The 12,847-nt window shown below is 58.4% G+C and carries 12 protein-coding genes; 8 read left to right on the top strand and 4 right to left on the bottom strand.

What is annotated here, in order from left to right; all coding sequences use genetic code 11:
• Positions 1-34: 34 nt before the first annotated feature.
• Entirely contained in the window at positions 35-1,621 is a 1,587-nt protein-coding gene (locus AC1Q8Q_RS13230) for an MFS transporter (RefSeq protein WP_033040044.1), read from the top strand.
• 87 nt (positions 1,622-1,708) lie between these two features.
• A complete protein-coding gene (locus AC1Q8Q_RS13225) occupies positions 1,709-2,494 on the top strand; it encodes an IclR family transcriptional regulator (protein WP_020798214.1) in 786 nt (261 codons plus the stop codon).
• A 9-nt stretch (positions 2,495-2,503) separates the two neighbouring features.
• Here AC1Q8Q_RS13225 and AC1Q8Q_RS13220 read toward each other — a convergent pair whose 3' ends face one another.
• Together AC1Q8Q_RS13220 and AC1Q8Q_RS13215 are read right to left on the bottom strand one after the other, a co-directional pair.
• A complete protein-coding gene (locus AC1Q8Q_RS13220) occupies positions 2,504-3,694 on the bottom strand; it encodes a thiolase family protein (protein WP_020798213.1) in 1,191 nt (396 codons plus the stop codon).
• A complete protein-coding gene (locus AC1Q8Q_RS13215; RefSeq protein ID WP_020798212.1) occupies positions 3,694-4,092 on the bottom strand; it encodes a Zn-ribbon domain-containing OB-fold protein in 399 nt (132 codons plus the stop codon). The genes AC1Q8Q_RS13220 and AC1Q8Q_RS13215 overlap by 1 nt, the downstream gene beginning before the upstream one ends.
• Positions 4,093-4,231: 139 nt before the next feature.
• Here AC1Q8Q_RS13215 and AC1Q8Q_RS13210 point away from each other — a divergent pair, with 139 nt between their 5' ends.
• From AC1Q8Q_RS13210 to AC1Q8Q_RS13195, 4 genes are all read left to right on the top strand, one after another.
• Positions 4,232-4,933: an SDR family NAD(P)-dependent oxidoreductase gene (locus AC1Q8Q_RS13210; protein ID WP_020798211.1), complete on the top strand. Its 702-nt coding sequence runs from the start codon at positions 4,232-4,234 to the stop codon at positions 4,931-4,933.
• A complete protein-coding gene (locus tag AC1Q8Q_RS13205; protein WP_020798210.1) occupies positions 4,930-5,928 on the top strand; it encodes a fumarylacetoacetate hydrolase family protein in 999 nt (332 codons plus the stop codon). Before AC1Q8Q_RS13210 ends, AC1Q8Q_RS13205 begins: the two co-directional genes overlap by 4 nt.
• Before the next feature lie 121 nt (positions 5,929-6,049).
• On the top strand, positions 6,050-7,450 hold the full coding sequence (locus tag AC1Q8Q_RS13200) for a Rieske 2Fe-2S domain-containing protein (protein WP_020798209.1): 1,401 nt from the start codon (positions 6,050-6,052) through the stop codon (positions 7,448-7,450).
• Between the two features lie 94 nt (positions 7,451-7,544).
• Positions 7,545-8,120: an aromatic-ring-hydroxylating dioxygenase subunit beta gene (locus tag AC1Q8Q_RS13195; protein WP_020798208.1), complete on the top strand. Its 576-nt coding sequence runs from the start codon at positions 7,545-7,547 to the stop codon at positions 8,118-8,120.
• An 84-nt stretch (positions 8,121-8,204) separates the two neighbouring features.
• Here AC1Q8Q_RS13195 and AC1Q8Q_RS13190 read toward each other — a convergent pair whose 3' ends face one another.
• Entirely contained in the window at positions 8,205-8,945 is a 741-nt protein-coding gene (locus AC1Q8Q_RS13190) for a DUF2889 domain-containing protein (protein WP_020798207.1), read from the bottom strand.
• A gap of 101 nt (positions 8,946-9,046) precedes the next feature.
• Here AC1Q8Q_RS13190 and AC1Q8Q_RS13185 point away from each other — a divergent pair, with 101 nt between their 5' ends.
• Positions 9,047-9,847, top strand: a complete 801-nt coding sequence (locus tag AC1Q8Q_RS13185; protein WP_020798206.1) for an SDR family NAD(P)-dependent oxidoreductase — start codon at positions 9,047-9,049, stop codon at positions 9,845-9,847.
• Between the two features lie 202 nt (positions 9,848-10,049).
• Here AC1Q8Q_RS13185 and AC1Q8Q_RS13180 read toward each other — a convergent pair whose 3' ends face one another.
• Positions 10,050-11,681: an ATP-dependent acyl-CoA ligase gene (locus AC1Q8Q_RS13180; protein WP_020798205.1), complete on the bottom strand. Its 1,632-nt coding sequence runs from the start codon at positions 11,679-11,681 to the stop codon at positions 10,050-10,052.
• A 183-nt stretch (positions 11,682-11,864) separates the two neighbouring features.
• Between AC1Q8Q_RS13180 and AC1Q8Q_RS13175 the strand changes: the two genes are divergently transcribed.
• The gene (locus AC1Q8Q_RS13175) at positions 11,865-12,596 is read left to right on the top strand and encodes a TetR/AcrR family transcriptional regulator (protein ID WP_020798204.1); all 732 of its coding nucleotides are present in this window, start codon (positions 11,865-11,867) and stop codon (positions 12,594-12,596) included.
• The last annotated feature ends 251 nt before the right edge of the window (positions 12,597-12,847 follow it).

The following is a 12,847-nucleotide window of genomic DNA, read 5'->3' as shown; positions in this document are numbered from 1 at the left end:
AGATTTCTACAGATACAAACGCCGAGGATTGATGATGAGCGAGGGGTCGGCGTGGGCGCCGTTCAGCAACAAAGCATTCCGCGGCTTATGGCTGGCAGGCGCAGTGGTCAATATGGCGATCTGGATGCAGACAGTTGCCGCGGCGTGGATCATGACCACATTGACCACGTCTGCGGCGATGGTCTCGCTGGTGCAAACCGCCGTGACCCTGCCGGTGTTCCTGTTTGCCTTCCCGGGCGGCGTGATTGCCGATCGGGTCGATCGTCGCAACTGGCTGATCATTACCCAGTGCATGATGCTGTTCGCCGCGCTGGTGCTGTGCGGGCTGGCGTACAGCGCACATCTGGAAACCTGGGGATTGCTGGCGTTTACCTTTGTCCTGGGCACCGGCAGTGCCTTGGGGATGTCGGCGTGGATGGTCACCATGGTCGGTGTACTTTCCCGCGATCAGGTACCTGCGGCCGTGTCCTTGAACGGCATTTCCATCAACGCGACCCGCGCTTTGGGGCCAGCGCTGGCCGGTGCGTTGATTGCTTACTGGAACACCACTTCGGTGTTTCTGGTCATCGCGCTGTGCATGTTCTTGGTGCTGCTCTTCCTCTTTCGCCTGGTACCCAACCCGCCAGCCGTGGGCTTGCCACCGGAAACCCTGACGGGAGGCATGCGCAGCGGCCTGCGTTATATCCGTCATTCGGCGGTATTGTTCAGCGCCATGAAGCAGGTGTTGGTATTCACCAGCTGCGCCAGCGCTTTGTGGGCATTGATGCCCCTGGTAGCCAAGCAGGAATTGGGTATGGACGCCGGCGGTTACGGCTTGCTCATGGCGTTTCTTGGCGCGGGCGCCGTGCTGGCGGCGCTCAACTTGCCACGTCTGTATCGAGTCATGAGCATGCGTCATCTGCTGGTGTGCGGTGCCATCGCCTTTGCCCTCGCGACCCTCACCGCCGCGCTGTCCCATAACCGCTATGGGGTCTGCGCAATGATGTTGCTTGCAGGGTTTGGCTGGATGGCGGTCAATGCGACCATTTCCACGGTTGTGCAGACGTATGCCGCCAATTGGGTTCGCGCACGGGTCGCATCGGTCTATGTGTTGATCCTCATGGGTTCGATGGCCGCCGGCGGTGCGATCTGGGGGGCGCTGGCCGAGTACGTGGGACTGAGCCAGAGCCTGTTGCTTTCTGCGCTTTTGTTGCTGGTCGGCATTCTGTTGACCCGTAACGGTCGTGTGGAGCTGGGTCAGGAGGCAGATTTCGCCGAAGTGCAATTGACCGACAAACTTCAGCTGGCCAGCCCAGTGTCCCATGCCGATGGACCGGTATCGGTAGAGATCGTGTACCAGGTGACGGCGCCGGACTGCGATGACTTCCTGGCTGCCGTGTACGCAGTAGGCAAGGCGCGCCGGCGCAACGGTGCGCAGAACTGGCGACTGTACCGCGACATGGCCAACCCGCAGCTCTACAGCGAGCGATTCATTGTCGAATCCTGGCTGGAGTACTTGCGCCAGCAGACGCGGGTGACTCAGGCAGACCATATCCAGGAGCGTCTCATCGAACGTTTTCGTCGCGAGGACCTGAAAACCCGCCGGCTGATCCATCAACCTCTGGTCAGACAACCGGGCTGAAATGTTCGAATAATTCCCAGACAAAACTTTACGGCGCGATTCATTCTCAGGCTAGAATGGCGACACTATAAAGTGACTGGATTGGGCATGGACTTCACCGACGTCAACGACAACAACAAATCAGCCGGCGCAACACTCGTCAAACCCGTTTCCAACGCGATACGCATCCTGCGTTACCTCAGCCAGGTGGGCACACCGGAACGCTCGGTGGACATCGCCCGACAACTGAAGATCAATCCCAGCACCTGCTTCAACATCCTGCGCACGCTGGTGCAAGAGGACGTGGTCGACTTCAGTGCCATGTCCAAGCGTTACTCCGTGGGCCTGGGCCTGGCGCGTCTGGTCGAGCAATTGGTCACCCAGGGCCACCGCGTGCAGATGGCCAAACCCCTGCTGCAGAACCTGGCCGCGCGCCAGCGGGTAACCATCACCCTTTGGCGCAAGATGAGCCCCGACCGCATCGTCATTGTCAGCTCCGCTGCCAGCCCGACTGATGTGCGCATCGACATGGCCGAAGGTCAGCGCCTGCCGATTCTGATGGGCGCCAGCGGGCGTTTGTTCGCCACTCAGATCGACCTCGACGATCCCGAGGTACAAAGCAGTTTCGATACCATTCGCTGGGCCCAGCCGCTGTCGCTGGAGGTTTTCCGGGAAGAAGTCCGGGTCGCTGCCGAGCGTGGTTGGGCAGTGGACGACGGGCATTTCTCGGGTGGGATTCTTGCCGTCGCGGCGCCTGTGTACTCACCGACCCACAGCATCGACTTCACCGTTTCCGCGGTGATGTTCCGCGGGCAGCGCGATGAAGAGGGCCTTGCCGAACTGGGCAAGGCACTGATCGAGTTCTGCAGCGAAGTGGCCGGCGTACTTTACTGAGCCATGCCGTTACTCCCGGACCAGCAGCAGGCTGCCCCCCAGCGGGCCGCCCCCTGCGGCTACCGTGCTGACGCGGTGCTCGCGGGTTTGCCGCCCTTCGGCACGGCCCCACAGTTGCAGGCAGGCTTCATGCACGTAACCCAGGCCATGGGTGCGTCCACCGGATAGTTGTCCGCCGTTGGTATTGATTGGCAAGCTGCCATCCAGTGCGATGCGTGTGCCACCCTCGACAAACCTGCCGCTTTCCCCGACGGGGCACAGGCCCAGGGCCTCGAGCCAGATCAGGGTCAAAATCGAAAACCCATCGTACAACTGCGCAGATTCGACATCCTGCGGGCTGTAGTCAGTGCGTGCCCACATCATCTGACCGACATCGAAGGCAGCCATTTTGGTCAGGGAGATCTGGTCCCAGGACCAGGGCTGGTTCAATGCAGCTCCCATGGCCTCGATGCGGATCGGCTGGTTGGGTTGATCCTGGGCGATATCCCGGCGCGACAGGACGATGGCAGTCGATGCATCGCAATGCACGTCGCAGTCGAACATGCGCAGCGGAGTGGAAATCATCCGCGACGCCATGTAGTCCTCCATACTCATCGGCGTGCGAAACACCGCCTTGGGGTTGCGCATGGCGTTCTGGCGACAGGTCAGGGCTATCTGTGCCAGCTGCTCCGGTCGGGTGCCGTATTCATGGAAATGGCGTTGGGCATACAGCGCCATCAGATTGGTCGCCGATAACACATTGAAAGGCGTGAACCACTGCCAGGCGTAGCTACTGTCGCGCCCCTGGGTTTTGTTGGTCAGGGCACTCGCTTGCTTGTTGACCAGGCGGGCCGACGCTTCGGTGATGGTGCGAAACACCAGTACGTGCTTGCACAGGCCCGCCGCAATCGCCATGGCACCATTGATCACGCCAGTGAGGGGGCCGGGGCCTTCGTAACCGCCGCCGAACCAGTTGACGTTGAGTCCAAGAGCGCTTTTCAGTGCGCTGGGGCCGACCGGCGAAAACGCGTCGCCATTGTTGTTGTCACCCGGCCAGCAGCCCACGCCATCTATATCGCTGCGTTGCAGCCCGGCGTCGGCTATCGCTTCCAGGCAGGCTTCGAGGGTCAGGCGCATGGCTGACTTGTTCGACGGTCGGCCGACTTCCGATTGGCCGATGCCGGTGATGGCTACGTCTTTTTCATAACGATGATCGAACATCACTGATCCTTCTCGAACAGAGGCAACCAGACATCCTCGACATTGAGGAAGCTGACTCGTACCGGCATGTCGATATGCACATCCGTGACCGGCAGGCCCACCACGTTGCTCACGAATTGCAAGCCGGGTTGTTCCACCAGCTCGACGATTGCCACCACATAAGGCTCCACAAGGTCAGGGGTCCAGGCCTGGTGGTTGATGGTGTAGCTGAGCACCTTGCCTTTTCCGGACACCGCTTCTGGCGCCACGTCAAAGCTTGCGCAATGCGGACAGAGCGGCGCGGGCGGATGGAAATACTGGGTGCAGGCCGCGCAGCGATGAATGAGCAGTTCGCCCTGTTTGCCGCCTTGCCAGAAAGCAAGGTTGTCGGCGTTGAGTGCAGGAAGTTTTCTAGGCATCAGCGGTCCGCAGGTGAGTGTTTGACTTGAAGTCATACGGTATCATTTGAACATATTTTATAAAAGTGTCATATATTTGTACCGACGAAGGCGCGAATCGAACCTTCGCACCGTAAAACAACAACAAGAGGATTTCGCGATGTCCCAGTCGTTACTGGACAAAAGGGTAGTCGTCACCGGTGGGTTTGGAGCCCTCGGCAGCGCACTTGGCACATTTCTGCTGGCACGTGGCGCCCGGGTTGCGTTGCTGGATCGCAGCGAGGCGCCTGCCTCCCTGCTGGACACGGAAAACCTGCTGTGCCTGGGCGGTGTCGACCTGACTTCGACCGAGTCGGCCAGTGCTGCGTTCGAGCAGATCGCCGCGCAGTGGGGCGGTATTGATGGTCTGGTCAACGTCGCGGGCGGTTTTGCCTGGGAGACGGTCGAAGGCGGTAACCTGCTGACCTGGGATCGTCTCTACCAGATGAACGTGCGTACCGCCGTGGTCAGTTCTCAATCGGCGCTGGCGCATCTGTTGGATTCCACGGCAGGACGCATCGTCAACATTGGCGCGCTGGCCTCGGTCAAGGCCGCGGCAGGTATGGGGGCTTATGCAGCCTCCAAGGCCGGTGTCGCCCGGTTGACCGAAGCCCTGGCCGAAGAGCTGAAAGATCGTGGTGTCACGGTCAACGCCGTGCTGCCAAGCATCATCGATACACCCACTAATCGCGCCGACATGCCTGATGCCGACAGCAGCCGCTGGGTGACGCCGCAAGCGCTGGCAGCGGTAGTGGCGTTCCTGTTGTCCGACGAAGCCGCTGCGGTAACCGGTGCGCTGCTGCCTGTGAGTGGCCGCGTATGAGACTGGTGACCTATACCGATGCCGAGGGCTTTGATCGAGCGGGTGCGTTGCTCAACCAGGACCAACAGGTGCTAGACCTGCAAATCGCCTACCGCTTGCTGGAAAGCCGCGAAACCCCGGCACTGAGCAGTATTCTGTCCCTGGTGGAAGCCGGTGAGCCGGCGCTGGAGTTGGCCCGCTCCCTGGTGGCCAAGGCCCCCTCGGCGGCAGTGCTGGAGCGCGCCAGTGTGAAACTTCGCGCACCGATCCAACCGCCACCGCAGATGCGCGATTGCTCCTGCTTCGAGTTGCACCTGCGCCAGAGTTTCGCGGCGGCCCGGCGCGCCCGGGCGTTGCGTACCGAAGACCCGGAAGCGACCTTGAAGGCGATGAACACTCGCGCCGACGACCGGGTGATCGAGACTTTCAACAAGCAGCCCATCTACTACAAGGGCAACCGTTTCGCGGTGATCGGCATCGATGATGAGTTCCAGTGGCCGAGCTTCAGTCGGGCAATGGATTTCGAACTGGAGTTCGGTTGCTACATCGGCAAGCGCGGCAAGGACATCAGTCGTGAAGCCGCCCGTTCGCATATCGTCGGTTACACCATCTTCAACGACATGAGCGCGCGCGACGCACAGGCCCTGGAAATGCCCGGCATGCTCGGTCCGGCCAAGAGCAAGGATTTCGACACAGCCAACATCATGGGGCCGTGCCTGGTGACCGCAGACGAACTGGGTGATCCCTACGACCTGAACATGGTTGCCCGGGTCAACGGGGAGGAGTGGGGGCGCGGCAATACCCGCGACATGCGCTGGAGCTTCGAGGACGTGATCGCCCACGTGTCCCGCTCGGAAACCTTGTACCCCGGTGAGTTTCTCGGCTCCGGCACGGTCGGTAACGGCTGTGGACTGGAGCAATTGCGCTATTTGAAGCCCGGTGACGTGGTCGAGCTGGAGATCGACGGTATTGGCGTGCTGCGCACCCAGGTGGGCACCGCGACTGGCAAGAACTGACGTTACACGAATGTTGAAGAATTCACTTACAAGTAGAAAGTGAATTCTATGTACAAAAATAAAGAAAGTGTCTTATATTTCGTTGCGACCACTGTCGTGACGCTCTGATTAGGAGGCAATCATGCTAACAAGAACAAGCCCCGTATTGTCTGATGGAACCAAGGTCTCGGACCTGATCTATCCATCCAGCCGTGAAGTACAAATGCGCGTGTTGTCCGACCGCGAAATTTACGAGCTGGAAATGGAGAAAATCTTCGGCAAGATCTGGGTACTCCTGGGCCATGAGTCGGAAATCCCCAATTCCGGAGACTTCATGGTCCGTGACATGGGGTCTGATTCGGTCATTGTTGCCCGTGGCAAGCAGGGCGAGGTGTTCGTCACCCTCAACGTGTGCCCGCACCGCGGCATGCGCATCAGCACCGCCGATTGCGGCAACACGCAAATTCATAAATGCATCTATCACGGCTGGGCCTTCCGCCCCAATGGTGATTTCATCGGCTCGCCGGTCGAGCGCGAATGCATGCACGGCAAGATGCTGCCCAAGGAAGAGCTGGGTCTGAAAAAGGCTCGGGTCACCTTGTATGGCGGTCTGGTATTTGCCACCTGGAACATCGAAGGACCGTCGTTTGACGAGTTCCTGGGCGATGCCAAGTGGTATTACGACATGTTGTTCTGTCGTTCCGACAAGGGCATGGAAGTGCTCGGTCCACCCCAGCGCTTTGTCGTCAATGCCAACTGGAAAACCGCGGGCGAGCAATCGGCGGCCGATGGCTTCCACACGCTGACCTTGCACCGTTGGCTCGGTGAAGTGGGCAACTACGCCAAGAAGGGCGAGGGTGAAACCGCCGATCTCAGCCCGGAAATGATCGGCGTCGAAATCAGCTCGCCCCACGGCCATGCGCTGCGCTGCATCGACCTGGCGCGCAAGATCAAGCGCCTGACCGGCCTCGACCCTGCCGAACTGACCGTGCAGCAAAAACTGGAAGCATTGCCGCCTGCGGGCATGACTGCCGACATGGTCGAGCAGCTGGCGCGCAATTTGTCGGAAGACCAGTTGAAAGTGCTGACCAGCATGCCGCCGCAAGTCGGTGGGATGTTCCCGAACATTCTTTTCGGCTTCGTCTACATTCCGCAGCCGGACGGCAGCGTAGTCGGGTCGATGACCCTGCACGCTTACGTGCCGCGCGGCCCGGACAAGCTAGAGTTCGTCAACTGGGTGTTTGCCGAGAAAGACGCATCCCCTGAACTGCGCGACAAGATGCTCAAGCAAACCATCCAGTTGTTCGGCACCTCGGGCATGGTCGAGCAGGATGACTCCGATACCTGGCCGCACATGACCCTGGCCGCCAAAGGCGCGATGGGCCGCAAGAGCACGCTGAAATACCAGGCATGCTTTGAAACCGGAGCACCTGAGGGTTGGCCAGGCCCCGGCATCGTCAATGAAGGGTTTACCAAGGACGATACCCAGTGGCACTGGTGGTTGTACTGGCACGAACTGATGACCGCCTCGGACGACCAATAAGCGTTCGCCAGGCCTGGTTCGAAAGCGGCCCCCGCGGGCCGCAGTCGCCGGATACAGCATTTACAAGCACAAGAATAAAAGTGAGGAGTGACTCATGGCTCAGGTTCAACAACGCGGCGTGGAGGATATCCAGCCGGGTTCCCCAGTCGGCACAAAGCGGGTGCCGGTGGGCTCGCCAATCTACAACGATGTGGTGACCTTTCTCTACGAGGAAGCCACGCTGCTCGACCAGATTCGCCTGCAGGAGTGGGCCGAACGCCTGGACACCGACCTGGTGTACACCGTGCCGCTACGCCAGACTCGCGTGGCGTCCGAGTTGAGAACCACCATTGTGCGCAGTGTCCAGCACTATCACGATGACTACCGTTCGATCATGGGCCGCATTTTGCGCCTGTCCGGTAAAAGCGCCTGGGCGGAAGATCCTCCCTCGCGTACCCGGCGTTTGGTGACCAACGTGTTTGTCGAAGAAACCGACAAGAGCGATGAGTTTGTGGTGACCAGTTACCTGCTACTGACCCGTAGCCGTTTCAACGATCACCATGTTGACGTCATCAGTGGTGAGCGACGTGACGTGCTGCGTCTGCATGAGGCGGGGTTCAAGCTTTCCCGGCGTGAAGTCATCCTCGACCAGGCGGTGCTCGGCACACCCAACCTGGCCGTCTTCCTCTAAGTCATATCGGCGGTCCGGGGCGAACCCGGATCGTCGGGCCTGGCAGTTGTCGGTCGTGTAGCTCTTGCGCCAGAAGCAGCCTGGTTAAGGCCTTTGTCTCAACCAATCCTGGTCCTCGGCGCACAACTTGAGTTGTTCATGGGTGAAATCCAGGGTAGATCCCTTCATTCGCAGTGCCTGCTCGGCGCGTACGGGCTGTTGGCTGTAGCAGAGCGCGGTGCTTGCGGCGTGAATCTCCTCATCAAGGTTGAAGGCGCGCCCCATTGAGATCAGCGTGCAGCGACGAAGTAAAAGGGCCGCTTCGGCGACTTCTTCGTTGAGTGTATTGAGTGCCCAGCGAGCCATGCCTTCGCGAAGATTGATGCCGGAATAGGGCATCGGACCTTCGATCAATGTGCCATCGACGTCCCAGACCAGATCTTCAACGCCATCGCATATCAAGGTTGCGCGGGTGCGATTGGCGATGCGTCGGCCGATGTTGATGTCATAACGTCGCTGGTGGGTGCCGCGTGCGGCGGCTGCAATGGCAAGGCCCGCCAAGTCGAACAGGTGGGTGCATTGATGGCTGGCGTCGGCCTGCCGGGTGACTGAGTGGGCTATCCGGTCCAGTTTCATGCCTAACAACAGCTGTAATGGGCCGCAAGCCTGTGGGCACATGGAAAAGGGGTAGCGCAGCGCTTCACCGCCAATGGCAGTCACTTCGCCTTCGTGGTGGCGAACCCATACACGGAAGTGGTGAAAGTCATCTTCCAGAGCCGCGCGGACTTCACCTGTGCCATCGACAGGGTGAGCAATGATGTCTATGCGCCGACGAAATACAGTCATCCTCAATATCCTTGTTCCAATACTGTTTAGCTTGAAAAAATACGCTATATTTAGACACTATAACCAATAATGTTCACAAAAAAACAAAAAACGGAGTGGCTATGGCACTGCTAAATGAACAGGTTGCGCTGATTACCGGTGCAGGCGGCGGGATTGGGCGCGGTATTGCGCTGAACTTTGCCAAAGAGGGTGCTGCCGTAGTGGTCGCCGAACTGGATGTCGCCAGTGGAGAGGCCGTAGTCGCCGAACTGAAAGCGTTAGGTGGCCAGGCTGTATTCATCAAGACAGACGTGTGCAGCAAAACGGATATCGAGGCCGCCGTGCAATTGGCCGTCGATCAATTCGGGGGGCTGGACATCCTTGTCAACAACGCCTTTGCGCCCACCCCCAATGTGCTCCTGGAAGAAAAAACCGATGCCATGCTGGAGCAAACCCTAGGTTCTACAGTGTGGGCTGCATGGTGGGCGATGAAAGCCGCGCTGCCTCATATGAAGGCGCGGGGCGGTGGCAAGATCATCAACTTCTACTCTATCGATATCGAAATCGGTGCCTGGTTGCATGGCGACTACAACACGGCGAAGTCGGCCATTGTCGGGCTGACCCGCAGTGCTGCATCCGAGTGGGGGCGGTTCAACATCCGCACCAACGCCATCGCTCCTACGGCAATGGGTGCCACCTTTCACAAGCTCGCCGCAGAGAACCCCGGCTTTGCCGAGATGTCTGCTTCCATGCGTCCACTGGGCCGTTGTGGCGAGCCTGAAGCCGACATTGGCCCAGTGGTGGTATTCCTTGCGTCCGAGATGTCGCGTTTCATCACGGGCGAAACCATTCACGTCGACGGAGGCCTGCATCTGCCGGGTTATAACTCCCGTCCCAAAGGCATTCCTGTGCGTGAGTATTGAATTCAACAGATCAATGTAGGAACGAGCCTGCTCGCGATGGACGTTAACGATAACGTGTACGTTCTGTAGAGCGCGTTGTCCTTAAGTTCATCGCGAGCAGGCTCACTCCTACAACGGCGACACCAGGCCCAATGGACGAGAAAGCCCGCTTCAAAGCGGGCTTTTCTATGTTGGATGGCCAACTGCAGCCAGCTAGAGACTATTATTTTTTGGAGACCACTATCGATGTGGTTTCCAAGTCCCAAGTGGTCGCGGTTTTTCCTTCATCGCGCAGCAAATATTTCAACACCCGACCCTGGGGGTTCTTCGGCAAGCTGCTGCGAAATTCGATATAGCGGGGCAGGGCATAGTAAGGCACCGATTCGGTGGCCCAATGGAACAGCTGCTCCGGATCCAGGGTCACGCCTTCATGCAGCACCGCTGTGACTTTCACATCGTCCTCGCCTTTATCCGATGGCACTGCATGTACCGCGACCTCGGCCAATGCCGGGTGAACAGCAAAGGCTGCTTCCATTTCAAAGCTGGAAATGTTTTCGCCTCGGCGGCGCAGATAATCCTTCTTGCGATCGACGAAGTAGAAAAAGCCATCGTCATCGAACTTGCCAATGTCACCAGTGTGGAACCACATGTTGCGCATCAGCTTCTGGGTGTCTTCCGGACGGCGCCAGTAGCCCTGGAACATGATGTCCGGACGCAGCGGACGAACCACAATTTCGCCGGCGCTGTTTGGCGCAACTTCCTGATCGAGGTCGTCGACGATGCGTACATCGAAATCCGCAATGCGTTTACCCGAAGAGCCCGGTGCGGCGTACTCGCCGGCAGCCAATGAGGTGATAACGCAGGCTTCGGTGAGGCCATAGCCATTGCCGCCCACCAGCTTGGTACCGAAACGCTCGCGCCAGATCTTTTTGGTTTCTTCGGTGTAAGGGTTGCCTCGAGCGGTATGGATCTGCCCGACACAACGCAGCATCGCTTCGTTATCCGGCGCCTGGGCGAGGAGACCGCCCATGCCACCCAGGATCGAGGCGATGGTAGCGCCGGAGCGTTCCACTTCCTGCCAGAAATTGGAAACGGAGAAGCGCGGGAGAATGGCGGCGCGCGCGCCCACCAGAATGCTGGCGATGATCGATACACATAGCGCATTCATATGGAACAGCGGCAATGGCGTGATGGTCACGTCATCGGCACTGGCTGGACCGGCACGCAATTGCAAGCGTGCCAGGTTGCACATGAAGTTGTAGCTGATCATGCAACCCTTGGAAGGGCCTGTGGTGCCTGAGGTGTAAATCAGGCAGGCAAGGTCTGAAGGTTGCGGTTTATTGACGAGTGGAGTGGCGTCATGGCCGCGCCATTCATCCAGTGGCGCAATGCGAATTCGGCATTCGGGGATCGCATCGACCGTGCCTCGGTGAAGGATGTGCTGGACGTCCTGCAGTTGCTCGGCGAGCGGTGTGATGCGTGGCAGGTAGGCTGCTTCGCAAATCACCACTGCAGTGCCGGTATCGGCGATCTGGTGACGCAGAAACTCGCCCTTGAGCGCGGTGTTGATCGGCACGCTCACGGCGCAGAGCTTATTGATGGCCAACCAGGTGGTGACAGCGTCGATGTTGTTATCGAGCATCGTCAGCACGGTTTCACCGGCTTTCACGCCCAGGGTAGCGAGGGCGTTGGCCATCTTTGTTGATAGTGAGTCAACCTGAGCATAAGTGTATAACTCACCACTGAAATCCAACAAAATCTTGTCTGGATGCCTTGCTACTGCACGACTTAGCGCTTCGATGACAGTGTCTCGTTCTCCCACTGCCCAGGTTTCTGGATTGCCACTGCTGCCCATGAATATTCTCCTTTTAGGCGCCTAAAGCTGCTGGTTTGCCTGATTTTATTTTGATGAGAGAATTTGATTCTAAATACAAAATATGGAAATGTCTTTAGCAATAAGTTGAACATGAAATCTTATTTATGCACAGATCCTGTGCTAGTGTTGATCTATCTTTACTCTCAATGAGCCCGTCAATCCATGCCAAAAGCCGCATCCCAGAAAGCAGAAGCGCCGACGCCAGCCTCCAAAACGAAAAAAAAATCGCTGCCTGATGCAGGGATGACTCCGGTAAAACCGGTGGAGCGACGTACCGCCGCCAATGGCGTGGCAGGCCCCAAGGTCAAGCCGAACCGCCGTTCGGAAGAGACCATTGCCAACATTCTTAAAGCCACTGAAGAAGTGGTGCTGATGTCGGGTGCGGATCGTATTTCGATCCTGGATGTGTGCCAGGTGGCCGGTGTTTCGCGCGGTACCTTTTATCGCTATTTCGCCTCCCAGGAAGACTTGCTCGACACCTTTTCCCGGCATAAACGCGAAAGTTTCCACAGTTCGCTGTCCCAGGAGCTGGGCCATATCAGCGACCCGGAAGCACGCCTCAACGCGCTGTTTGCCTATCTCGACAACTACCTCGAGCAGAGTCGAGCCCGGCGGTTGCTGGTGGTTGCACCTGACTACGCACTGGGCTTCTTTCGGCGGATTTTCCACGATTCGATCGTGCGCTTTCAGGATGGCCTGGGCATCGTGTTCGACGATTGGGATGAGCGCCTCGGGGTCCGTCTTGACCGTGAGCTGATCTGCGAAATGATCATTCGATACGTGTTGAGTGAAATCCTGGTGCCGGAAGCGGCGGGGCGACGTTTGTTCCCGGTACGGGTGAAAAAACTGCTCGGTGCCTTGATCATGGGTTCCACCTCCCGCACTCGTCGCTAACTGCCGACCAACACCCTTGCGCTATAGGCAAAGCCCCCGTATTTCGGGGGCTTTTCGTTTCCGCCTGATAATTTTCTCTCGCCTGCGTGCCGCGATTTTTCCTTTCTGCGTCCATTTTTTGACTCTGCGAAGTGTTTTTGACATCTGGCGAAGGCTCTGGCTCGGGCTTTTTCACGCGTCTTGAAAATAAACTGAACAGATTTTTGATTTCTGCTCAATTTAAATTTAAGCTCTGGTCTTAGCAGTGAGCC

It is taken from the genome of Pseudomonas sp. GW823-FHT06B06, assembly GCF_058795195.1.
This window is presented reverse-complemented; position numbering and strand designations above follow the sequence as displayed.